General features: G+C 71.4%; 19 protein-coding genes. 4 read left to right on the top strand and 15 right to left on the bottom strand.

The genetic code is table 11. The features are described from left to right. Nucleotides 1-78 precede the first annotated feature (78 nt). The 3 genes from GFH49_RS00540 to GFH49_RS00530 form a co-directional block, all read right to left on the bottom strand. Nucleotides 79-1,452, bottom strand: a complete 1,374-nt coding sequence (locus tag GFH49_RS00540) for an MFS transporter (protein ID WP_155053751.1) — start codon at nt 1,450-1,452, stop codon at nt 79-81. A 111-nt stretch (nt 1,453-1,563) separates the two neighbouring features. Then, the gene (locus GFH49_RS00535; protein ID WP_155053730.1) at nt 1,564-2,904 is read right to left on the bottom strand and encodes a glucarate dehydratase family protein; all 1,341 of its coding nucleotides are present in this window, start codon (nt 2,902-2,904) and stop codon (nt 1,564-1,566) included. Further along, entirely contained in the window at nt 2,901-3,884 is a 984-nt protein-coding gene (locus GFH49_RS00530) for a 5-dehydro-4-deoxyglucarate dehydratase (RefSeq protein WP_155053729.1), read from the bottom strand. The genes GFH49_RS00535 and GFH49_RS00530 overlap by 4 nt, the downstream gene beginning before the upstream one ends. Nucleotides 3,885-4,020: 136 nt before the next feature. Here GFH49_RS00530 and GFH49_RS00525 point away from each other — a divergent pair, with 136 nt between their 5' ends. Next, on the top strand, nt 4,021-4,803 hold the full coding sequence (locus GFH49_RS00525; protein ID WP_155053728.1) for an IclR family transcriptional regulator: 783 nt from the start codon (nt 4,021-4,023) through the stop codon (nt 4,801-4,803). Nucleotides 4,804-4,983: 180 nt separating this feature from the next. Here the strand turns inward: GFH49_RS00525 and GFH49_RS00520 are convergent, their stop codons facing one another. The 9 genes from GFH49_RS00520 to hrcA all read right to left on the bottom strand — a co-directional run bounded on the left by GFH49_RS00520 (nt 4,984) and on the right by hrcA (nt 15,545). Beyond that, a complete protein-coding gene (locus GFH49_RS00520; RefSeq protein WP_155053727.1) occupies nt 4,984-5,976 on the bottom strand; it encodes an adenosine deaminase in 993 nt (330 codons plus the stop codon). A 20-nt stretch (nt 5,977-5,996) separates the two neighbouring features. After that, nucleotides 5,997-6,902, bottom strand: coding sequence for a ribonuclease Z (locus tag GFH49_RS00515; protein WP_155053726.1), 906 nt, complete (start codon nt 6,900-6,902; stop codon nt 5,997-5,999). Nucleotides 6,903-6,908: 6 nt separating this feature from the next. Beyond that, nucleotides 6,909-7,262, bottom strand: coding sequence for a histidine triad nucleotide-binding protein (locus GFH49_RS00510; protein WP_155053725.1), 354 nt, complete (start codon nt 7,260-7,262; stop codon nt 6,909-6,911). 222 nt (nt 7,263-7,484) lie between these two features. Beyond that, on the bottom strand, nt 7,485-10,697 hold the full coding sequence (locus GFH49_RS00505; RefSeq protein ID WP_155053724.1) for a S41 family peptidase: 3,213 nt from the start codon (nt 10,695-10,697) through the stop codon (nt 7,485-7,487). 186 nt (nt 10,698-10,883) lie between these two features. Beyond that, a complete protein-coding gene (locus tag GFH49_RS00500; RefSeq protein ID WP_155053723.1) occupies nt 10,884-11,276 on the bottom strand; it encodes a VOC family protein in 393 nt (130 codons plus the stop codon). Nucleotides 11,277-11,293: 17 nt separating this feature from the next. After that, a complete protein-coding gene (locus tag GFH49_RS00495; RefSeq protein WP_155053722.1) occupies nt 11,294-12,034 on the bottom strand; it encodes a 16S rRNA (uracil(1498)-N(3))-methyltransferase in 741 nt (246 codons plus the stop codon). Next, a complete protein-coding gene (locus GFH49_RS00490; RefSeq protein WP_155053721.1) occupies nt 12,034-13,164 on the bottom strand; it encodes a nitronate monooxygenase in 1,131 nt (376 codons plus the stop codon). The genes GFH49_RS00495 and GFH49_RS00490 overlap by 1 nt, the downstream gene beginning before the upstream one ends. Before the next feature lie 224 nt (nt 13,165-13,388). Next, complete coding sequence (gene dnaJ, locus GFH49_RS00485; RefSeq protein ID WP_155053720.1) at nt 13,389-14,528, bottom strand: molecular chaperone DnaJ; 1,140 nt, start codon at nt 14,526-14,528, stop codon at nt 13,389-13,391. Further along, nucleotides 14,529-15,545: a heat-inducible transcriptional repressor HrcA gene (gene hrcA, locus GFH49_RS00480; protein ID WP_155053719.1), complete on the bottom strand. Its 1,017-nt coding sequence runs from the start codon at nt 15,543-15,545 to the stop codon at nt 14,529-14,531. 140 nt (nt 15,546-15,685) lie between these two features. On the opposite strand from hrcA, the gene GFH49_RS00475 reads away from it, so the two are divergent. Together GFH49_RS00475 and GFH49_RS00470 are read left to right on the top strand one after the other, a co-directional pair. Further along, nucleotides 15,686-16,411, top strand: coding sequence for an MBL fold metallo-hydrolase (locus tag GFH49_RS00475; protein WP_155053718.1), 726 nt, complete (start codon nt 15,686-15,688; stop codon nt 16,409-16,411). Between the two features lie 34 nt (nt 16,412-16,445). After that, nucleotides 16,446-17,318, top strand: coding sequence for a DUF3097 domain-containing protein (locus GFH49_RS00470; protein WP_230396083.1), 873 nt, complete (start codon nt 16,446-16,448; stop codon nt 17,316-17,318). On the opposite strand, the gene GFH49_RS00465 is transcribed toward GFH49_RS00470, so the two are convergent. The 3 genes from GFH49_RS00465 to GFH49_RS00455 form a co-directional block, all read right to left on the bottom strand. Further along, nucleotides 17,296-17,886, bottom strand: coding sequence for a Uma2 family endonuclease (locus tag GFH49_RS00465; protein ID WP_155053717.1), 591 nt, complete (start codon nt 17,884-17,886; stop codon nt 17,296-17,298). The genes GFH49_RS00470 and GFH49_RS00465 overlap by 23 nt on opposite strands. Nucleotides 17,887-17,990: 104 nt before the next feature. Further along, entirely contained in the window at nt 17,991-19,223 is a 1,233-nt protein-coding gene (gene hemW / locus GFH49_RS00460; protein ID WP_155053716.1) for a radical SAM family heme chaperone HemW, read from the bottom strand. A gap of 28 nt (nt 19,224-19,251) precedes the next feature. Then, nucleotides 19,252-21,168 carry an ATP-binding SpoIIE family protein phosphatase gene (locus tag GFH49_RS00455; protein WP_155053715.1) on the bottom strand — a complete coding sequence of 639 codons (1,917 nt, stop codon included), beginning with the start codon at nt 21,166-21,168 and terminating at the stop codon, nt 19,252-19,254. A gap of 354 nt (nt 21,169-21,522) precedes the next feature. Here GFH49_RS00455 and GFH49_RS00450 point away from each other — a divergent pair. Next, nucleotides 21,523-22,184 (top strand): HAMP domain-containing protein (locus tag GFH49_RS00450; protein ID WP_408055874.1); only part of this gene is annotated, 662 nt, incomplete at its 3' end.

Here is a 22,184-nt window from a genome sequence, read left to right as displayed (position 1 = left end):
GCCAGTGTGCCTCACACCACTGACAGCGCGCCGTCGCTCACCGGCGGACCGTCCCTCGTATCAGCCCATGCCCTCGTATCAGCCCGTGGCGGGTCCGGGCCGTGCGATGCGGGCCGCCCCCGGCGTCACCTCGGGTGCGGTGGCCGTGGGAGCCTTCGCCGGCCGGGTACGGACCCGGTCGTTGCGCCCGCCGCCCCGCACCAGCAGCACGCTCAGCGCGGCCATGAACCCGACGACGGTGAGCCCTACCAGGCCCCCCTTCGTCGACCCCGTCGCGTCCTCGATGATCCCGAAGGCGGTGGGGGCGACGAAGCCGCCGAGGTTGCCGATGGAGTTGATCAGCGCGATGCCGGGGGCGGCGGCCCGCGCGTCGAGGTAGCTCTGCGGGATCGTCCAGAAGATCGGCGACGCCGGCTTGAACCCCATCGCGGCGATGCACAGCGCGCCGAGTCCCACCCACGGCGACACGAACACCGCGAGCAGCGTGCCGCAGCCACCCAGCACCAGCAGCGTCATCAGAATGGGCCGCCGCTTGCCGATACGGTCCGACAGCCGCCCGCTGACGTACACCGCGGCGATCGCGCACAGCCAGGGCACGGACGTCAGCAGCCCCACCTCGAAGTCGCTCAGTCCGCCGATGTCGTCCACGATCGACGGCAGCCAGAACGTCACCGCGTACAGGGCGACGTTGATCGCGAAGTAGATCCAGAGGAAGAGCAGTATCTGCGGGTCGGCCAGCAGCTTCCACCGGGAGACCTTGGCGCGGGCGGTGTCCCGTCCGTCCTGCTCCGCGTCGATCACCGCGACCAGCCCGGTCTTCTCCTCCTCCGTCAGCCAACTCGCCGACTCGATACCGGAGTCGAGGAAGCGGTAGACGACGAAGCCGAGGACGACGGAGAAGATGCCCTCGATGAAGAACATCCACTGCCAGCCGGCGTGGCCCCAGACGCCGTGCATTTCGAGCAGCGCACCCGAGATCGGGCCGACGATCACCGTCGCCGTGCCGGAACCCATCAGGAAGATCGACGTGGCACGGCCCCGGTGGGAGTCGGGCAGCCAGCGGCTCAGGTAGTAGATGACGGCCGGGAAGAAGCCCGCCTCGGCCACTCCGAGCAGGAACCTCAGCGCGTAGAACATCTCCACGCTGGTGACGAAGGCCATCGCGGTGGCGACGATCCCCCAGCTGATCATGATCCGGGTGAGCCACACCTTGGCCCCGAACCGCTCCATCAGGATGTTGGAGGGGACTTCGAAGATGGCGTACGCGATGAAGAAGATCCCGGCGCCGAGTCCGAACGCGGCGGCCGACATGCCCACGTCCGCCCTCAGCTCGTCCTGTGCAAAGCCGAGGTTGACCCGGTCCATGTAGTTCGCGACAAACATGATGAAGAACAGGGGGACGACGCGGCGGAAGATCTTGCGGATGGCGGACTGAACGGCGGGCGGGTGCACTTCTTGGTCTACTGCAGACACGAGCGACTCCGGTCGTGGGCAGGGGGAGGGGAGAGTGAGTTACCAGCGGGGAGGGGAGAGTGAGTTACCAGCCAGGGGAAGCGGAGGGAGCTACCAGCGCGGCACGGCCGGGGTGACCCACCCCGGGTCGGCGACCCGCATCGCCGCCTCGTCGTCGCGCTCGCGCAGCGAACCGTCGTCGTCCAGCCACCTCTGGTGCAGGAACCGCAGCTTGTCGCGGTCGAGTTCGACGCCGAGGCCGGGTGCGTCGCAGACGGCGACCTTGCCGCCCTCGAAGGTCAGCCGCTCGGTCAGGACGTCCTCCGACTGCCAGGGATAGTGGGAGTCGCAGGCGTGGTGGAGGTCCGGGACGGTCGAGGCCACGTGGGTCATCGCGGCCAGGCTGATGCCCAGGTGGGTGTTGGAGTGCATGGACACCGCGACACCGAAGGTCCGGCAGATCGCGGCGAGCTGCCGGGTGTTGCGCAGTCCGCCCCAGTAGTGGTGATCGGAGAGGACGACCTGCACGGCATCCTTCGTGAACGCCTCCTTGATCTCGCCGAACGTCGTCACGCACATATTGGTGGCCAGCGGCACGCCCGCCCGTCGCCCACCACCACCCTTGTCCGAGGCGCTTCGCGCCGCCCCTTTCATCCTGGCGGAGACCTCGGCCATGGCGGGCGTGCCCAGCGCGGGGTCCTCCAGATATTCGAGGACGTTCCCCAGCTCCGCCGCCACCTTCAGCGAAGTCTCCACGGACCAGGCCCCGTTGGGGTCGAGCCGGAGCGGATGCCCGGGAAAGGCCTCCGCCAGCGCCCGTACGGCGGCGATCTCCTCGTCCGGCGGGAAGACGCCCCCCTTGAGCTTGAAGGACGTGAACCCGTACCGCTCCTTGAACAGCCGGGCCTGCTCGACGACCCCGGCCGGGTCGACGGCGGCACCCCAGTCGTCCTTCTCGCAGGCCACGCCCTCCGGATGATCGGCCCACTTGTAGAACAGGTACGCGCTGTATTCGACCGCGTCCCGCACCTTGCCGCCGAGCAGCGCGTGCACCGGCAGCCCGAGGGCCTTGCCGAGCGCGTCCAGGCAGGCCACCTCGAAGCCGGAGACGACGGACAGCCGCAGCTTGTCGGCGGTCTGGACGCCGCGCAGCCCGCCGACGTCGACCTGCCCGAAGACCCGTGACTGGTCGACGGCGACCTCGTCGGCGGTCGTGAACAGGCCGTTCAGATCGGAGACTTGACGGTCTATCAGTTTTTCGGCGAAGGGGCGGGCCAGCTCCAGGTACTTCGTGTCGCCGTATGTCTCGCCGACTCCCGTGATCCCGTCGGCGGTCACGACCTCGACGATCAGCCGGGGTGTGTACGGCTGGTGGACGCCCTGGGTGTTCAGCAGGGGCGGGTCGGCGACGAGGATCGGAGTGAGGCGCACGTCGGTGATGGTGAGGTTCACAGGGCGGCTCCTACGAGGTCGAGTCCGGTGGCGAGCAGGGTCTTGAGGTCGGCCAGGTCGCCGGCCGACGGGTCGGTGAGCGGCGCGCGTACGGGGCCGACGGGTCGGCCGCGCAGCCGGGCCGCGGCCTTCACCAGCGATACGGCGTACCCGGGCACGCGGTCGCGGAGCTGGACCAGCGGGACGTAGAAGTCGCGCAGCAGTTTGGCGACGGTGCTGTCGTCGCCGTCGCGCAGGGCCGCGAAGAAGGCGTCCGCGATCTCGGGGGCGAAGGCGTGGACGGCGGACGAGTAGGCGGGGACGCCGACGGCGGCGTAGGCGCGGGCCTGGATCTCGGCGGTGGCGGCACCGTTGAAGAACAGAAACCCCTCGGGTGCGGCGAGCGTGAGGCGCTGCAGCCGGTCGAGGTCGCTGCGCCCGTCCTTGAGGCCGATGACGCCGGGGATCCGCGTGATGCGCATGAAGGCGTCCACGCCGAAGTCGACCTGGCCCCGCTGGTAGGCGATGAGCGGCAGCCGGGTGCGGGCGGCGAGCTGTTCCAGCTGGGCGACCAGGCCGTCCTGCGGCGCGGCGACGAGGTAGTGCGGCAGCACCAGCAGGGCGTCGGCGCCGGCCTCCTCGGCGATCCGCGCGAACCGGGCGGCCTGCGCCCAGCCGTAGCCGGTCCCGGCGACGACGGGCACCCTCCCCCGCGCTCGAACACCCTTGCGCGGGGGGACCCCCTTGGCCGCCTCCTCGACCGCGATGGTCACGACCGTCCGGTACTCCTCCTCGTCCAGCGAGAAGAACTCGCCGGTGCCGCAGGCGGGGAAGACGGCGCCGGGGGCGGTGGCCAGCTGGGCGGCGACGTAGGCGCGGAAGCCGTCGGCGTCGAGGGAGCCGTCGGCGTGGAAGGAGGTCAGCGGGAAGGACAGCACGCCGCCCGCCATACCGTCGCGCAGTCGCCGGGTCACGACTTCCGTCTCCGGTGCGCCGCCCATCGCCATCATCTCCCCATGTAGACATCATCCACGTATGGAGACAGAGGTTAGGTACGCAAACAGGCATCGTCAATGGGTCCTGCATGCTTCCGCATACTTCGCCATGCTCCCGAGCGCCGCGGATTACCATCGGCCCATGTCAGAGACAGGGGGCGTGCGCGAGGTGAAGTCCGCGGCGCGGACGGTCGAGTTGCTGGAAGTCCTGGCCGCGCGCGGCGACCGCCCGGCCCGGTTGCAGGAGCTGGCGGACGAGCTGGAGGTGCCGCGCAGCTCCATGTACGCGCTCCTGCAGACCCTGATCTCCCGCGGCTGGGTCCGCACGGACCTCACCGGCTCCCTCTACGGCATCGGCATCCGCGCCCTGCTCACCGGCACGAGCTACCTCGACTCCGACCCGCGCGTGAGGGTCGTACGCCCCTGTCTGGACGAGGCGTCGGAGGCGCTCGGCGAGACGATCCACCTGGGCCGGCTGGACGGCCGGGACGTGGCGTACCTGGCCACGCGCGAGTCGCACGAATACCTGAGGACGATCAGCCGGGTCGGGCGGCGGCTGCCGGCGCACGTCGGCGCGCTCGGCAAGGCGCTCCTGGCCCAGCGGCCGGACGACGAGCTGCCCGACGGGCCGTACGAGGCCCGCACGCCCAACACGCACACCACCCGGGAGTCACTGACCGCCGACCTCGCCGAGATCCGCGCCCGCGGCTACGCGGTCGACCGCGAGGAGAGCGTGTCCGGCATCGTCGGCTTCGGCTTCGCGCTGCGCTACGACTCCCCCGCCCAGGACGCCATCAGCTGCTCGGTGCCGGTGGCCCGGCTGACGCCCGAGCACGAGGGGCAGATCGTCGCGGTGATGCGTGAGATCCGGGCGAAGATCGAGGCCACGGCGCCTGCGGCCGGCGGGGCCGTGCACTGGCGTTAGCGTCCGCCGCGTCGGCACCCGGCGCGGCGGACGGGCCTCTTCCTCAAACGCCGGAGGGACTGCGGGCGCCGACGGGTACCGGAGATCGTCGAGATCCCGGTCGATGTGCGGCTCGACCGGGCCCCGCCATCCCGTAGATAGCTGCCCCGTAGCGAACCACCCCGCAGCCAACCACCCCTCTCAGCCGAACTCGTACGCCTCCACCTCGGCCAGACAGCGCGCCCGCAGCTCCTCGTCGTGCTCCAGAAAGGACGCGAGGAACGAGTTGCGGGCCAGCTCCCGGAGCCGTTCCTCGCTCAGGCCCAGCGCCGAGCGCACCGCGTCGTAGTTGTCGCCGGCGTAGCCGCCGAAGTAGGCAGGGTCGTCGGAGTTGACCGTGCACAGCAACCCGGCGTCGAGCATGGCGGGCAGCGGGTGGTCGGCGAGGACGTCCACCGTGCGCAGCCGGACGTTGGAGAGCGGGCACAGGGTCAGCGGCACGCGCTCCCGCACCAGCCGCTCGACCAGGGCTTCGTCCTCCATGCACCGCAGCCCGTGGTCGATCCGCTCGACGCCCAGCACGTCCAGCGCCTCGGTGATGTACTCCGGCGGCCCCTCCTCCCCCGCGTGCGCGACGCGCCGCAGCCCCAGCCGCGCCGCCGCCTCGTACACCTCGCGGAACTTGGCCGGCGGATGCCCGACCTCGGCGGAGTCCAGCCCGATGCCGGTGATCCGGTCGAGATACGGCCGCGCGGCCTCCAGGGTCGCCATCGCCGACTCGGCGGGCTCGTCGCGCAGGAAGCACATGATCAGCTGCGTGGAGACGCCGTGCCTGTCCACGCTGCGGCCGAGCGCGCGGGACAGCCCCTCGACGACCGTCCCCATCGCGACCCCACGGGCGATATGCGCCTGCGGGTCGAAGAAGATCTCCGCATGCCGCACACCCTGCGCGGCGGCGCGGGCGAGATAGGCGTCGGCGAGGTCCTCGAAGTCCCGTTCGGTCCGCAGGACGGCCATCAGCTCGTAGTACAGGTTCAGGAACGACTGGAGATCGTCGAAGAGATACGCCTTGCGCAGCTCTTCGGTGTCGGCGTACCGGAGCTTGACGCCGTTGCGCGCGGCGAGCTCGAAGGCCAGCTCGGGCTCAAGCGTGCCTTCGATATGGAGGTGCAGTTCTGCTATGGGGAGGGGCATCGAAATATCGTACGGTCGTCCTACCGCCGTTTCGGAACCGGCACCCTGAGCAGGTCGTGCGCCACGGTCAGCTCCCCCTCGAAGCCGGCGGCCCGCGCCTGCCGCTCGAACTCCTCAGGGTCGGTGTACCGCTGGCTGAAGTGCGTGAGCACAAGATGCCGTACGCCCCCCTCCTTCGCCACCCGGGCGGCCTGACCGGCCGTCAGATGACCGTGTTCCACGGCGAGTTCCTCGTCCTCGTCGAGGAACGTGGACTCGATGACGAGCATGTCGCAGCCCTCGGCGAGGGCGTACGCCGCCTCGCACAGCCGGGTGTCCATGACGAACGCGAACCGCTGTCCGCGCCGGACCTCACTGACGTCCTCCAGCGTGACGCCGCCGAGGGCGCCCTCGCGCTGGATGCGGCCCACGTCCGGGCCCTTGATGCCGTGCGCGGCGAGCCGGTCGGGGAGCATACGGCGGCCGTCGGGTTCGACGAGGCGGTAGCCGTACGACTCGACGGAGTGGGAGAGCCTGCGGGCTTCCAGCGTGTAGGCGGGGGTCTGGGCGAGCACCCCGTCGGCGGCCACGGGAGCCTGGGTGAGCTGGACCGTCTCCCGATAGGCGGTGGCGTACCGCAGCCGGTCGAAGAAGCGCTGTCCGGACTGCGGGTAGTGAGCGGTGATCTCGTGCGGCACCTGGTCGAGGTTGATGCGCTGGATGACACCGGCGAGGCCCAGGCAGTGATCCCCGTGGAAGTGGGTGACGCAGATCCGGTTCAGGTCGTGGGCGGCGGCCCCGGCGCGCAGCATCTGACGCTGGGTGCCCTCGCCGGGGTCGAACAGGATGCCCTCGCCGTCCCAGCGCAGCAGATAGCCGTTGTGGTTGCGGTGCCGGGTCGGAACCTGGCTGGCCGTGCCGAGCACCACCACTTCACGTACGGACACGGATGGTTACCCGGGCGGCCACTGCATGCCGCGGCCGCCGAGGACATGGGCGTGGGCGTGGAAGACGGTCTGGCCCGCGCCGGGGCCGGTGTTGAAGACGATGCGGTAGCTCTCCAGCTTGTCCTCGTCGGCGACCGCCTTCGTCTCGCGCAGTATGTCCACGGCGAGTTCCGGGGCCTCGGTGGCGAGTTCGGCGGCGTTCGCGTAGTGGGCCTTGGGGATCACCAGGACGTGAACGGGTGCCTGGGGGTTGATGTCACGGAACGCGACGGTCGTCTCCGTCTCACGGACGATCGTCGCCGGGATGTGCCCTTCGACGATCTTGCAGAACAGACAGTCGTCCTGCGGTTCCCCTGCCATGGTCCCTCCGGGGTGCGTGGCGGTTTACGGGGGGCATCGTATCGTCGTCGGGTGCGGGTGCTCGGTGGCTGGTCGCGCCCACACGGCAGAGCCGCATGTCGATACGGCCCCGCGCACCTAGGACGTGCAAGCTGCGGGCATGCGTGCTGCCTGGGGCGGCACGGGTGGGCGCAGGCGGCAACCCGCAAGCGCCGGGCTGCGCGACCCACCCCCCACCCCGGCTCACGGCAGACTCGGCGGTGTCTTCGCCGGCGTCTCCTCCAGGGCTGCCAACGCCAGCCTCACCGCCTCGTCCAGCTGGACGTCCCTCCCGGCGGCGTAGTCCTGGGGCCGCTGCACGACCTCCACATCGGGATCCACCCCGTGGTTCTCCACGCCCCAGCCGTAGTTCTCCAGCCAGAACGCGTATTTGGGCTGGGTGACGAGCGTGCCGTCGACCAGTCGGTAGCGGTTGTCGATGCCGATGACGCCGCCCCAGGTGCGCGTGCCGACGACCGGCCCGATACCCAGCGCCTTGATCGCCGCGTTGACGATGTCCCCGTCGGAGCCGGAGAACTCGTTGGCGACGGCGACGACAGGGCCGCGGGGAGCGTCCTCGGGGTAGCTGTACGGCCGCATCCCCCGCGGCGACGCCCAGCCGACGATGCGCCGCGCCAGCTTCTCGACGACCAACTGGGACGTGTGGCCGCCCCGGTTCTCCCGGACGTCGACGACGAGCCCTTCCCTGGCGACTTCCACGCGGAGGTCGCGGTGGATCTGGGCCCAGCCCGGCGCCTGCATGTCGGGGACGTGGAGGTAGCCGAGGCGGCCTGCGGAGCGTTCGTGGACGTAGGCCCGCCGGTCGGCGACCCAGGCGTGGTAGCGCAGCGGTTCCTCGTCGGCGACCGGCACGACGACGGCGTGCCGTGGCTCGCCGCCGCCGGAAGGGGACACCGTGAGTTCGACCGGCCTGCCCGCCGTACCGACGAGGAGGGGTCCGGGACCGGTCACCGGGTCGACCGGGACGCCGTTCACCGCCACGATCGCGTCGCCCGCACGAACCGCCACGCCGGGCGCGGCGAGCGGTGCGCGGGCCTCCGGGTCGGAGGTCTCCGAGGGCAGGATCCGGTCGATGCGCCAGCTGCCGTCCGCGTGCCGGGAGATGTCCGCGCCGAGCAGGCCCTGCCGGTCCCCGCCGCCGTGGCCGCCGCGCGGCATGACGTACGCGTGCGAGGTGCCCAGCTCGCCGTGCACCTCCCACAGCAGGTCGACGAGGTCGTCGTGGGTGGCGACCCGGTCGAGGAGGGGGCGGTAGCGGTCGAGGATGCCGTTCCAGTCCGTGCCGCCGAGGTCGGGACGCCAGAAGTTGTCCCGCATGATGCGGCCGTTCTCCTCGTACATCTGCCGCCACTCGGCCGCCGGGTCGACGGTCTGGCGGATCCGGCCGAGGTCGACGGTGATGTTGGTGTCGCTGTCGTCGTCGCCCGAGGCCCGCCGGTCGCTGGGGACGACCTTGAGCCTGCCGTCGGTCCACAGCAGGACCCGCTTGCCGTCGCCGCTGACCCGGAAGTGGTCGGCGTCGTCCGCGAGATGCTCCACCCGCCGCTGGACGAGGTCGTACCGCTCCAGCTCGGACTTGGGGTCGGGGTCGTCCGGGTTGGCCCGGGTGGCGCCCAGCGCCCCGCGCACCGGGTGGCGCAGCCACAGCACGCCGTCCTTCGCGGCGCGCAGCCCGGAGTAGCGGGCGGCCTCGACCGGGAACGGCACGATCCGGTCGGCGAGCCCCTCCAGGTCGACGCGGGTGGTGGGGGCGCCCTCGCTGTCCGGGGTCTCGTCCTTGTCCGGCGCGTCGAAGGGGCGGCCGTGCCGCTGCGGGCCGAAGGGCGACGGGGTCGTCGCGGCCAGCGTGATCAGGTGCGGGCGGGAGCCGACGACGAAGGCCAGGTCGAAGACGTGCTCGTCGTAGACCGGGTCGAAGGCCCGCGTCGACAGGAAGGCGAGGTGCTTGCCGTCGAGGGTGAACGCGGGCGCGTAGTCCTGGAAGCGCAGCGGGGTCGCCTCGGTGACCGACAGGTCGGTGGTGTTGGCGAGCTTGAGCTGGCACAGCGGGCGCGGGCCGGGGTGCGACCAGGCCAGCCATGCCGAGTCCGGCGAGAAGACCAGCCCGGAGGCGTCGCCGTGCTCGCTGCGGTCGACCTCGCGCACCTCGCCGGTCTCCCGCTCGACCAGCAGCACGCGTCCGTCGTGCGAGGCCACGGCGGCCCGGCTGCCGTCGGGCGCCATCGCGAGGCCGAGCACCCGGCCGAGCTGCCCGGCGGCGAGCCGGCGCGGGGTCGCGCCCGGCGCGAGTCCGGTCGCCGGCGCGAACTCCAGGGCGTCGTCGCCCTCGGCGTCCGTGACCCACACCACCCACTCCTCGCCCTCCGCGCGGAACGTGCGCGGCAGCCGGGCCCGTACGCCGGGTTCCGCGGCGAGCGCGCGAGCCGGTCCTGAGCGGTGGGTGACCCAGTGCACGGCACCGCGCACGGCGACGGCGCTGCCGCGCGCGGTGTGGTCGGGGGACGCCGAACCGAACCAGCGGGACGCGTTCACCGGGTACGGCTGCCGGTCGGTGCGCTGCCCGCCGAGCCGGATGTCGAGCCTCCGCGGCTCGGCGCCGTCGAGGTCGTCCAGGACCCAGAGTTCACCGGCGGACGAGTAGACGACCCGGGTGCCGTCCCCCGAAGCGTGCCGGGCGTAGAAGCCGTCGACGGGAGTGTGCCGCCGTAGATCCGAACCGTCGGCGAGGGAGGAGTACAGCGCCCCGACCCCCTCGTGGTCGGACAGGAACGCGATCCTCTCGCCCGCCCACACCGGGTACTCGATGTTTCCGTCCAGCTCTTCATGCAGCCGTACGAACTCCCCGGCGCCTTCTTCACCTTCGGCCGCACGGTCGATCCACAGCTTGCCCGCCGTACCGCCCCGGTACCGCTTCCACCACGCCGCCTCCCGCCCCATCGGCGAGGACAGCAGCACGGCGCTCGGGCCGTAGGCGACATGGCCGACCCAGCCGTACGGCAGGACGGTCGAGGGTCCGCCGTCGAGCGGGACGGCGTGGGCCCAGCTGCGGCGGAGGTTGGCCTGGCCGTAGGTGGTGATGGCGAGGACCCGGCCGTCGGGGGTCCAGCCGCGCACCTGGGTGCGCGAACTGCCCCAGTGCGTCAGGCGCTTGGCGGGTCCGCCGTCGATGGGGGCGATGTGCACCTCGGGGGCGCCGTCACGGGTGGAGGTCCACGCCACCGTCGTACCGTCGGGCGAGATGCGCGGCAGGGTGACCGGCACATTGTCGGCACTGACCCGCCAGGCCCGGCCGCCGTCGAGAGGCGCGAGCCAGACGTCGTCCTCGGCGGTGAAGGCGACCAGGTCACCGTGGAGATGCGGGAAGCGGAGATACGCGGCGGATGCGGACTCTGTCACCCGATCACCCTATGCACGTGCGGGGCCGCTGGACAGGCCTTTGGATCACCTCACCATCAAGTGCCGGAGAACTGAAGCGCCCCGTAAGGGGCGCGGGGAACGGCGCGACCAGCCCCCACCGAGCCCGCGGAGAACTACGCGACCAGCACCGGGCCGCGCCTTCATCACCGCACCCCAGCGGAGCGGTCACGTGCGCAGCAGCAGCCACTCCTGGAGTTCCACCAGGTTGCCCTCCGGGTCCTTGAGGTGGGCGACCCGCATCCGGTCGGTCATATGGGCCGGGCCGTGCAGCAGCGTGGCGCCGCGGCCCGCGATCTGCTCGCAGTAGATGTCCAGGTCGTCGACGCGCAGAACGACCAGCGAGCGGTGGCCCATGGCCGCGTCCCCCAGCTCGCCGAACACCTCCGCCATCATCGCCCGGTCCTGGAGCGCGATGCCCGCCGAGCCGGTGGCGGGACTGAACTTCTCGTACGGTCCCTCGGCCGCCCCCGACTGCGGCTTGAGGCCGAGGATCTCGGAGTAGAAGCGGTAGCAGGCGGCGAAGTCGGTGACGAGCAGTCGTACTTGGGCGAGTTCCATGACCCACTCCCTGGTGTTCAGGACCACCGGCCGCTACGGCCGAGGAGCAGCACCGCCGCCGCGGTACCGGCGGTGGAGGTACGCAGCACACTGGGCCCGAGCCGGTACGCCTGCGCACCGGCCTGTGTGAACAGCGTCAGCTCCTCGGGAGAGACGCCCCCTTCGGGCCCGACGACCAGCACGATCTCGCCCTCGGCGGGCAGTTCGGCACCGGCGAGGTATTCCTCGCCGCTTTCATGCAGTACGGCCGCGAAGTCGGCCTTCGCGAGAAGTGCCGCGACCTGCTTGGAGGTTGCCGTGTCCGCGATGTCCGGGAAGCGCACCCGACGGGACTGCTTGCCCGCCTCGCGCGCCGTGGCCCGCCACTTGGCCAGCGCCTTCAGCCCGCGGTCGCCCTTCCACTGCGTGATGCAGCGGGAGGCGGCCCACGGCACGATCGCGTCCACGCCGACCTCGGTCATCGTCTCGACGGCGAGTTCGCCGCGGTCGCCCTTGGGGAGGGCCTGGACGACCGTGATGCGGGGCTCGTCCTGCGGTTCCTCGGACACCGAGTCCAGCTGGACGATCAGCCGGTCCTTGCCCTCGGTGTCCAGCACCACGCAGTCCGCCCAGCGCCCGGTCCCGTCGGTGAGCACCACGTCCTCACCGGGCCGCAGCCGCTTCACCGAGACCGCGTGCCGTCCCTCGGGGCCGTCGAGGACGTACCGCCCGCCGCCGCCCGCGTCGAAGTGCTCGACCACGAAGACAGGGGCGGTCATCAGGCCCCACCGCCCGAGGCCGGAGCCGCCGACAACTCTGTCCTCGCGGCCTCGATCTCCGCGGCGAGCACCTCCACCAGCTGCCCGGCAGGCAGTTCGCGGGCCATCCGGTGGCCCTGTCCCGCCCACAGCGCCATGCCCTGCGCGTCGCCCGCCTGGGCGGCGGCCTTGCGCAGCGGCGCGGTGAGGTGGTGGATCTCCGGGTAGGCGGCGGGCGCGTACGGGCCGTGCTCGCGCATGAAGCGGTTGACCAGGCCGCGGGCCGGACGGCCGGAGAACGCCCGCGTCAGCTCCGTACGGACGAACAGGGGGTTCGTCAGGGCCTGCTTGTGCAGGGCGTTGGCGCCGGACTCCGGCGTGGCGAGGAATGCCGTGCCGAGCTGGGCCGCACTGGCGCCCGCGGCGAGGGCAGCGACGATCTGGCTGCCCCGCATGATGCCGCCGGCCGCGATGAGCGGGACCGACACGGCCTCCCTGACCTGCGCGATCAGCGACATCAGACCGATACCGCCGCCGTCCGTCTCCGGGACGTCCCGGTGCGTGCCCTGATGGCCGCCCGCCTCGACGCCCTGCACGATCACCCCGTCGGCGCCGGCCCGCTGCACGGCGAGGGCCTCCTCGACGGTGGTCGCGGTGACCAGCGTGAAGGTGCCGACGCGGTGCAGCGCGTCCAGCGCGTCCCGGCTGGGCACGCCGAAGTGGAACGACACCACCGGCACCGGGTTGTCCAGCAGTACGGCGAGCTTGGCGTCGTAGCCGTCGTCACGGCCGCTGTCGGGGTCGCCCAGCTCGGCCTCGTACCAGGTGGCCTCACCGGCGAGCTGATGGGCGTAGACATCGATCGCCGCGGCCGAGGGGAGCGCGGCGCCGGCCGCACCGGCGGAGCCGGCGCTCGCACCGGGGTACTCCGGCTGCGGCATGAACAGGTTCACGCCGAAGGGGCAGCTCGTGATGGACCGCAGCTGCTTGATCTCCTGGTACATACCGTCGGCGGTCTTGTACCCGGCGGCCAGAAACCCGAGCCCGCCGGCCTCGGACACGGCGGCGGCGAGACGCGGCACGGAGACTCCGCCCGCCATGGGGGCCTGCACGATCGGATGACGGAAGAGATCGGTCAGTGCGGAGGACATGACGGCATGTTGCCACGTCCTCCGAACAAGTCCGAATCCGGCCTTCCCCCTGGCATAGGCCAACGGCATGCGAAAGGGCTACCGCCCGCTGAACGCATCCTCCAGCCGCGAGAACAAGCCCTTCCGCTCCCGCTGACTGTGCCCGCCCGAGGGACAGCCCCGCGGACCCCCGGCGAGCCTCCGGCCACCCACGCCAGCGGACAGCCAAGCCCCCGAAGGCAACGTCAACGCCCGTTGAAGGCGTCCTTCAGCCGCGAGAACAACCCCTGCTGCCCCGGCTGGAACTGTCCCTGCGGACGTTCCTCGCCGCGGAGCTTGGCGAGTTCGCGGAGGAGGCGTTCCTGCTCGGGGTCGAGCTTGGTCGGGGTGGTGACCTCGACGTGGACGACGAGGTCGCCGCGGCCGCCGCCGCGCAGGTGCGTGATGCCGCGGCCGTGCAGCGGGATCGACTGGCCGGACTGGGTGCCGGGCCGGATGTCGACCTCCTCCATGCCGTCCAGCGTCTCCAGCGGGACCTTCGTGCCGAGGGCCGCCGCGGTCATCGGGATGGTGACCGTGCAGTGCAGGTCGTCCCCGCGGCGCTGGAAGGTCGAATGCGGCAGCTCGTGGATCTCGACGTACAGATCACCGGCGGGACCGCCACCGGGACCGACCTCGCCCTCGCCCGCGAGCTGGATACGGGTGCCGTTGTCGACACCGGCCGGGATCTTGACCGTGAGGGTGCGACGGGAGCGGACCCGGCCGTCGCCCGCGCACTCCGGGCACGGCGTCGGGACGACCGTGCCGAAGCCCTGGCACTGCGGGCACGGCCGGGACGTCATGACCTGGCCCAGGAAGGACCGGGTGACCTGCGACACCTCACCGCGACCGCGGCACATGTCACACGTCTGGGCACTCGTCCCCGGGGCGGCGCCCTCGCCGTTGCAGGTCGAGCAGACGATCGCCGTGTCGACCTGGATGTCCTTCGTCGTGCCGAAGGCCGCCTCGTCCAGTTCGACGTCCAGCCGGATCATCGCGTCCTGGCCGCGCCGCGTACGCGACCGCGGGCCCCGCTGGGACGCCGTACCGAAGAACGCGTCCATGATGTCCGAGAAGTTCCCGAAGCCACCCGCGCCGAAGCCGCCCGCGCCACCGCCGCCGCCGGCCTGCGAGAGCGGGTCGCCGCCGAGGTCGTAGACCTGCTTCTTCTGCGGGTCCGACAGCACCTCGTAAGCGGCGTTGATCTCCTTGAACCGCTCCTGGGTCTTCGGATCCGGGTTGACGTCCGGGTGCAGCTCGCGTGCGAGCCGCCGGAAGGCCTTCTTGATCTCTTCCTGCGACGCGTCGCGGCGCACGCCGAGAACGGCGTAGTAGTCCGTGGCCACTTACGACTCCGCCAGGATCTGTCCGACGTACCGTGCCACTGCGCGTACCGCTCCCATCGTTCCCGGGTAATCCATGCGGGTCGGTCCGACCACGCCGAGCTTGGCGACTGCCTCGCCGCCCGAACCGTAGCCGACCGACACGACGGACGTGGAGTTGAGTCCCTCATAGGCGTTCTCATGACCGATGCGTACGGTCATGCCCGAATCCCCGGCCTCACCAAGCAACTTGAGGAGCACGACCTGCTCCTCCAGCGCTTCGAGCACCGGCCGGATCGTGAGGGGAAAGTCATGCCCGAAGCGGGTGAGATTGGCGGTGCCGCCGATCATCAGCCGCTCTTCGTTCTCCTCGACGAGGGTCTCCAGGAGGGTGGAGAGCACCGTCGAGACCGGGCCGCGGTCCTCAAGGTCGAAGGCCTCGGGCAGGTCCTCGACCAACAGCGGGACATCGGAGAACCGCCGTCCCGCGACCCGGCTGTTGAGCCGCGCGCGCAGATCGGCGAGAGAGGCCTCGCCGAACGGCACCGGACAGTCGACCATCCGCTGCTCGACCCGCCCGGTGTCCGTGATCAGCACGAGCATCACGCGCGCGGGAGCGAGCGAGAGCAGTTCCACATGCCGCACGGTGGAGCGGGTGAGCGAGGGGTACTGCACGACGGCCACCTGCCGGGTCAGCTGCGCGAGCAGCCGCACGGTACGGGCCACCACATCGTCAAGATCGACAGCCCCGTCAAGGAAGTTCTGAATCGCACGCCGCTCGGGCGCGCTCATCGGCTTGACGCCGGCCAGTTTGTCGACGAAGAGGCGGTAGCCCTTGTCGGTGGGGATGCGCCCGGCGCTGGTGTGCGGCTGGGCGATGAACCCCTCGTCCTCCAGGGCGGCCATGTCGTTGCGCACGGTCGCCGGGGAGACACCGAGGTTGTGCCGCTCGGTGAGCGCCTTGGAGCCGACCGGCTCCTCCGTGCCGACGTAGTCCTGGACGATGGCGCGCAGCACCTGAAGCCTGCGTTCGCTCAGCATCTCGCGCACACCTCCAGAAATCGTCCTCTCGGCGCCTCGCCTGGCACTCTTCGCTTCCGAGTGCCAGAGTTCCCCGGCCCAGTGTACGGCGGTCAGGTACTCGCAGGGCAAGGACGGGGTCGTACGGTTAGCGTCGCCGTATGAGCGTGACTTGGGAAGAGCTGGGCTGGGAGCGGCTGGCGGCCGGGGTCGGGCGGTGCCGGCTGCCGGTGTGGGACTGCACGGCGGGGCTGGTCGTCGGAGCGGACGCGGCCCTCGTGATCGACGCCGGATCGAGCCTCGCGGAGGGCGCCCGCGTACGTGCGGGGGCGCAGGAGCTCGCCGGCCGCCGTGTGACCCATCTCGCGCTCACGCACCCGCACTTCGACCATGTCTTCGGGGCGGCGGCGTTCGCGGGTGCGGAGCTGTACGGCGCCGTGGGCATCGACACGGCCTACACCCACGCCGGGCGCGAGGAGCTGCGCGCGGACGCGGTGCGGGGCGGTCTGGACGCCGGCCTGGCCGACGAGGCGGTGGCGGTCCTCGCCCCGCCCCGCCATCACGTCTCCGGCGAGTGGACCCTGGACCTGGGCGCCGGCCGCCAGGTGCTCCTCGCCAACGTGGGCCCTGGTCACACCGCGCACGACCTCGCGGTCCTGATCCCCGGCGACCCGGAGATCGTCTTCTGCGGCGACCTGGTCGAGGAGTCCGGCGAGCCGCAGGCGGGCCCCGACGCGGTACCCGCGCGCTGGCCCGCGGCGCTGGACCGCCTGCTGTCCCTCGGCGGCGAGGACGCACGGTACGTACCCGGTCACGGAGCGGTGGTGGACGCGCGGTTCGTACGGTCCCAACGGGACGCCCTCGCGCGGCGGTTCGGCGTGTCGTGACCACTCCCCGCCCGCTTCTCCTATCGTCATCCGAATGCGCCCACCCGTCTCCCGCCACCGCCCTTCCAACGAGGGCCCTCCGGGCCCGCGCCCCCGTTCGTACTCTCCGGACCTGACCCCGCCGTGGAAGAAGCACGGGCCGGCACCCGAGATCCCGGCCGATCCCGGCCTGGTCGTCGAGGAGCCCGGCACCGGCTTCTGCGGCGCGGTGATCCGCTGCGAGGCGGGCACGGTGACCCTGGAGGACCGGTTCGGCAAGCACCGGGTGTTTCCGCTTCAGCCACGCGGGTTCCTGCTGGAGGGCCGGGTCGTGACGCTCGTACGGCCTTCCGCTTCGGCTCCGGTACGTCCCACCCGTACCGCATCCGGCTCGGTCGCCGTCCCCGGCGCCCGCGCCCGCGTCGCCCGCGCCGGGCGCATCTACGTCGAGGGCCGGCACGACGCGGAACTCGTCGAGAAGGTCTGGGGCGACGACCTGCGCATCGAGGGCGTGGTCGTGGAGTACCTGGAAGGCGTGGACGACCTGCCGTCGATCGTGGCCGAATTCGCACCGGGTCCGGACGCCCGGCTGGGGGTGCTGGTGGACCACCTCGTACCGGGCACGAAGGAGTGGCGCATCGCTCAGGCGGTGACGAGCGAGCACGCCCTGGTCGTCGGCCACCCGTACATCGACATCTGGGAGGCCGTGAAGCCGTCGTCGCTGGGGATCGCGGGGTGGCCGCGGATTCCGCACGGCCAGGACTGGAAGACGGGGGTGTGCCGGGCGCTGGGGTGGCCTTCGGAGAACACCGGGGCGGTGTGGCAGGCGATCTTGAAGCGGGTGGGGTCCTACAAGGATCTGGAGCCGGAGTTGCTGGGGCGGGTGGAGGAGCTGATCGACTTTGTTACGGGTAGCGGTGGGGCCTGACCTTGTCGTAGGTCTCAAACTCGCTGGTGTCCAGTTCGATGCCGATGGGTTCCAGCGGCGTGATGTCGCCGAACTTGGTGATCCGCTGGCATCGGTAGTCCGCGTCCTCTCCCTCGCCCGTCGGCTCGGTGAGGAGAACGCATTGGGCCATGACAGGATCGATGATGAAGTAGGCGGGCACCTTTGCTGCCGCGTAGATCGAACGCTTGACGACGTAGTCGCGGTCCACGCTCGTCTTGGAGACGACCTCCACCAGCATGGTGATGACCTGTGACGGCATCAACCTGCCATGCCCGGGTCCGGCACCTCGCTCCACCACCACCAGATCCGGCTGCGGCTCGCTGGTCTCTTCCAAAATGGCGATGTCCTGAGTCTGAAGCCGCCGCCACCGCCGCCGCGGGATCTGGTCCTGGAGCGCCTCCACGATGTCGTTATGGGCAACGTCAGGCCCCGCCATCATCACGATTACCCCCCGGAGGAGCTCGACTTTGATCCCCTCGGGAACCTCAAGGTTCTCGAAGATCTTCACGATGTTGGTGGTCATCGGTCGGTCGTCCACAGCGGTCATCTCCGCGGCCCTCCGGTCTCCGCCACCGTTTCAGTACGGCGGCAGCCTACGAACCAGGTTAGGGAGCGAACCGACGTTCCGCACCGATTCACTCACCCGAGTGATCAATCCACCAGATCCCTGACCACCGCGTCCGCCAGCAACCGCCCCCGCAGCGTCAGCACGGCCCGCCCCCCGTCGTAGGGCCCGCCCTCCAGCAGCCCCTCCCCCAGCGCCCGCCGGGAAGCCGCCAGCCCCTCCTCCCGCAGCAGCTCCAGCGGCGCCCCCTCCCGCAACCGCAGCTCCAGCAGGATCCGCTCCACCCGCCGGTCCTCCTCGGACAGCACCTCACGCCCGGCCCCCGGCGACTTCCCCGCGGCCAGCGCCCCCGCATAGGCCCCCGGATGCTTCACGTTCCACCAGCGGACCCCGCCGACGTGGGAGTGGGCCCCGGGTCCCGCGCCCCACCAGTCCGCACCCCGCCAGTACAGCTCGTTGTGCAGGCAGCGGCCCGCCTCCGAGGTCGCCCAGTTCGACACCTCGTACCAGTCGAAGCCCGCCTCCGAGAGGACCGACTCGGCGATCAGGTAGCGGTCCGCGTGGACGTCGTCGTCGGTCATCGGAACCTCGCCCCGCCGGATGCGCCGCGCCAGCTGTGTGCCCTCCTCGACGATCAGGGCGTAGGCGGAGACATGGTCCGGCCCGGCGCCGATGGCCGACTCCAGGGACGCCCGCCAGTCGTCGTCCGACTCGCCCGGCGTGCCGTAGATCAGGTCGAGATTCACGTGCTCGAAGCCCGCCGCCCGTGCCTCCGCGACGCAGGCCTCCGGGCGTCCCGGGGTGTGTGTGCGGTCCAGCACGCGCAGTACATGCTGCCGCGCGCTCTGCATGCCGAAGGAGATCCGGTTGAAGCCGCCCTGCCGGAGCACCGCCAGATACGCCGGATCCACCGACTCCGGGTTCGCCTCCGTCGTGATCTCGGCATCGGGTGCCAGGCCGAACTCCTCACGGATCGCCCCCAGCATCCGTACGAGGTCGTCCGCGGCCAGCAGGGTCGGTGTACCGCCTCCGACGAAGACCGTGCGCACGGGGCGCGGATCGTCGCCCAGTACCTTCCTCGCCAGCCGGATCTCCTCGATCAGCGTCTCCGCGTAGTTGTCACGGGACGCCAGCACCCCGCCCGTGCCGCGCAGCTCGGTCGCGGTGTAGGTGTTGAAGTCGCAGTAGCCGCAGCGGGTGGCGCAGTACGGAACGTGCAGGTAGAAGCCGAGGGGGCGGTCGGCGGACCCGGCGAGCGCGGGTGCGGGGAGCGCGCCGTCGTCGGGGACGGGCTCGCCGTCGGGGAGTGCGGAGGGCATGCCTTCCATTGTCCAGCACCCGCACGGATCACTGCTCCGCCTGCAGCACCAGCAGCGCCAGGTCGTCCTCCGGCGGCCGTCCCCCGAACTCGTGCACCAGCCGCCGGATGCGCTCGGCGAGCAGTTCCGCGCTCAGCCCCGCGCATCCCGCCAGCGCCTGAGCCAGTCCGTCGCCGTCGTCGAACTGGCGGGAGCCGGAGCGCCGCTCGGTCACCCCGTCGGTCACGCACAGCAGCGTGTCGCCGGGGCGCAGCTCGAAGGTTTCGCTGGTGTACGTCTCGTCCTCGACGACGCCGAGGAGGGTCTGCGGGCGGGCGGCCGTGCGGACGCAGCCGTCCGGGCCGAGCAGGAGGGGCAGCGGGTGGCCGGCGGACGCGAGCGTGCAGCGTACGCCGCCCTCGAAGGGAGCCAGCTCGCCGTACAGGAGGGAGAGGAAGCGGGTCTGCGGGCCGTCGTCTGGCCGGCCGCCCGCCGCCACCAGCACGCGTGCCGCCGCGTCCGCGGCCTCGGTGGCGTCGTCGAGGAGGAGCTGGTTGAGGCGGTCGAGTACGTCGGCGACGCGGTAGCCCTCGCGGGCCAGCAGGCGCAGCCACGGGCGGGCGAGGCCGATCACCACGGCGGCCTCGGGGCCCTTGCCCTGTACGTCGCCGAGCGCGAAGCACCAGCGGCCGTCGCCGGCCGGGAAGAGGTCGTAGAAGTCGCCGCTGGGTCCGCCCTTGTCGCAGGGCTCGTAGACGAGGGCGCTGTGCACGCCGGGGATCTCGGCGACCGCGCCGGGCAGCAGCCCGCGCTGGAGTACGGCGCTGATGGTGGCCTGGCGGGCGTACTGGCGGGCCGCGCCGATGGCGAGCGCGACCCGGCGGCCGAGATCCTCGACGAGCCCGGTGATCTCGTCGGGGAAGCGGAGCACCCCGGACCGTCCGATGACGAGCGTGCCGAGCGGCCTGCCGCCCGCGATCAGCCGGTACGCCAGCGCCGAGCCGTGTTCCGCGCGCGGGCCGAGCGCGTCGCCGGGCCAGGGGTAGGGGACGGGGCCGGAACGGACCGGGTCGGGGGCGCTCGGCGGGTCCTTCTCCAGGGCCCGGCGCAGCTCCTCGATGCGGTTCTCGCTGCCGTGCCAGACCCGGGCGAGCCGGGGCCCGGTGCCGGCGACCCCCTCGGACCAGCCTCCCCCACCCTCGAACTCGCTTGAGCGGGGAGATCCCCATCGGCCCATGACCTCGTCCTCCAGCCACACCGCACACCACTCGGCGAGGCGCGGCACGATCAGCTGTCCGGTGAGCGCGGCGACCAGATCCTCGTCGAGTTGCCCGGCGAGCAGGTCGGAGGCCTCGGCGAGGAAGGACAGGGCACCGCGGCCCAGCCACTCCCGGTCCCGCTCGGCCTGCTGCGGTTCGGGGGCGAGGAAGTCGGCGACCAGGAGGCTGCACTCCCCGGCGCACGCGCCCGGCGCCTCGGCGGGCAGCCGCGCCCACACCGTCTTGGCGCCCCGGCGGTAGGTGACGCCCCAGTCCTCCGCGAGCGTGGCGACCAGCCGCAGGCCGCGGCCGTACTCCGGTGTCTCGTGAGGCGGTTCGGTGTCGCTGTCGCGCGGGGCGCGCGAGGGATGCTGGTCGATGACCTCGATGACCAGGTCGCCGGTCGGCGCCTCAAGCCGGCACACCAGCCCGACGTCGGTGCCCGCGTGCACGACGGCGTTGGTGACGAGTTCGCTGACGACCACCACGGCGTCGTCGGCGAGCCGCTCGGTGAGGTGTTCGGTGCCGGGCAGGCGCAGTTCGGTCCACTCGGCGAGGGCGGCGTGCACGAGTGCGCGGGCGGAGCCGGGCGCGAGGGGGCTTCCGCAGAGGGTCGTGCTCACCTCCGCGCGCTGGGGCGGGCGCTCCTGCGCAGGTGCATCAGAGACACGGGGATCAGTCTCCCGTTGCATCGGAATGGCCCCCATGTCCAGCTCCCCGAGCAGATCGGACGAATACGCCTCAGTCGATGCGGACAGAGTGACAGACTGGCCACGCCCATAAGCGCCGAGTTACCGAAGTGGGCCGCCATGAGTGAGAACAGTGCTACGCATGTGCTCGAAGACGGACAAATTCGAGCATCGGATTTGCGCCCTCTGCTCGCCGCGATGACCGCAGCCCGTGACGGGGACTTCTCCAAGCGGCCGGACTTCGGCCATGGATCAGGTCATGGATCGGGTCATGGATCAGGGGATGGATCAGGGCACGGCTTAGGGCATGGATCGGGGCATGGATCGGGTCATGGCTTAGGGCATGGATCGGGGCATGGCGGCGGCAACGGCCTGGTGGCCGAACTCACCGCCGTCTTCAACCAGATCATGGACCGCAGCAACCACTTCAACACGGAGGTGCAGCGCGTACGACGCGAGCTGGTCCGGCACGGCCGCCTCGACGAACGCCTCTCGGCCAGCCCCGGCCAGGGCGCCTGGACCTCCCGTGTCAACGAAGTGAACCAGCTGCTCGACGCCCTGGTCGCCCCGGCCGCGAACGCCACGCGCGTGCTCGATGCCGTGGCGGGCGGCGACCTGACCCAGCGGGTCGACCTGCACGACGGCAACCGGCAGCTGCGCGGTGACCTAAGACGTCTGGGCCGGGCCGTGAACAAGATGGTGGACCAGCTCTCCCTGTTCACCGGCGAGGTGACCCGGGTCGCCCGCGAGGTCGGCACGGAGGGGCGGCTCGGCGGACGGGCCAAAGTGACCGGCCTGTCGGGGAGTTGGCGGGACGTCACCGAGGCCGTCAACACGATGGCGTCCCGGCTCACCGCCCAGGTGCGTGACATCGCCCTGGTGACCACGGCGGTGGCCCGCGGCGACCTGACCCGCACGGTCACGGTCGAGGCGACCGGTGAGCTGCTGGAGCTGAAGCTCACCGTGAACACCATGGTCGACCAGCTCTCCGCGTTCGCCGACGAGGTCACCCGCGTGGCCCGCGAGGTCGGCAC

Origin of the sequence: Streptomyces blattellae (assembly GCF_009709555.1) — a bacterium.
Lineage (GTDB): Bacteria > Actinomycetota > Actinomycetes > Streptomycetales > Streptomycetaceae > Streptomyces > Streptomyces blattellae.
Note: the sequence above shows the minus strand (reverse complement) of the source record. Positions and strands in the feature narration are given on the sequence as shown.

What these genes read in the sequence shown, in the direction of transcription:
- GFH49_RS00530 (WP_155053729.1), bottom strand. Translation starts at nt 3,884, where the DNA reads ATGGGCGGCGCACCGGAGACGGAAGTCGTGACCCGGCGACTGCGCGAC.
- GFH49_RS00525 (WP_155053728.1), top strand. Translation starts at nt 4,021, where the DNA reads ATGTCAGAGACAGGGGGCGTGCGCGAGGTGAAGTCCGCGGCGCGGACG.
- GFH49_RS00520 (WP_155053727.1), bottom strand. Translation starts at nt 5,976, where the DNA reads ATGCCCCTCCCCATAGCAGAACTGCACCTCCATATCGAAGGCACGCTT.
- GFH49_RS00510 (WP_155053725.1), bottom strand. Translation starts at nt 7,262, where the DNA reads ATGGCAGGGGAACCGCAGGACGACTGTCTGTTCTGCAAGATCGTCGAA.
- GFH49_RS00500 (WP_155053723.1), bottom strand. Translation starts at nt 11,276, where the DNA reads ATGGAACTCGCCCAAGTACGACTGCTCGTCACCGACTTCGCCGCCTGC.
- GFH49_RS00495 (WP_155053722.1), bottom strand. Translation starts at nt 12,034, where the DNA reads ATGACCGCCCCTGTCTTCGTGGTCGAGCACTTCGACGCGGGCGGCGGC.
- GFH49_RS00490 (WP_155053721.1), bottom strand. Translation starts at nt 13,164, where the DNA reads ATGTCCTCCGCACTGACCGATCTCTTCCGTCATCCGATCGTGCAGGCC.
- hrcA (WP_155053719.1), bottom strand. Translation starts at nt 15,545, where the DNA reads ATGCTGAGCGAACGCAGGCTTCAGGTGCTGCGCGCCATCGTCCAGGAC.
- GFH49_RS00475 (WP_155053718.1), top strand. Translation starts at nt 15,686, where the DNA reads ATGAGCGTGACTTGGGAAGAGCTGGGCTGGGAGCGGCTGGCGGCCGGG.
- GFH49_RS00470 (WP_230396083.1), top strand. Translation starts at nt 16,446, where the DNA reads ATGCGCCCACCCGTCTCCCGCCACCGCCCTTCCAACGAGGGCCCTCCG.
- GFH49_RS00465 (WP_155053717.1), bottom strand. Translation starts at nt 17,886, where the DNA reads ATGACCGCTGTGGACGACCGACCGATGACCACCAACATCGTGAAGATC.
- hemW (WP_155053716.1), bottom strand. Translation starts at nt 19,223, where the DNA reads ATGCCCTCCGCACTCCCCGACGGCGAGCCCGTCCCCGACGACGGCGCG.
- GFH49_RS00455 (WP_155053715.1), bottom strand. Translation starts at nt 21,168, where the DNA reads ATGGGGGCCATTCCGATGCAACGGGAGACTGATCCCCGTGTCTCTGAT.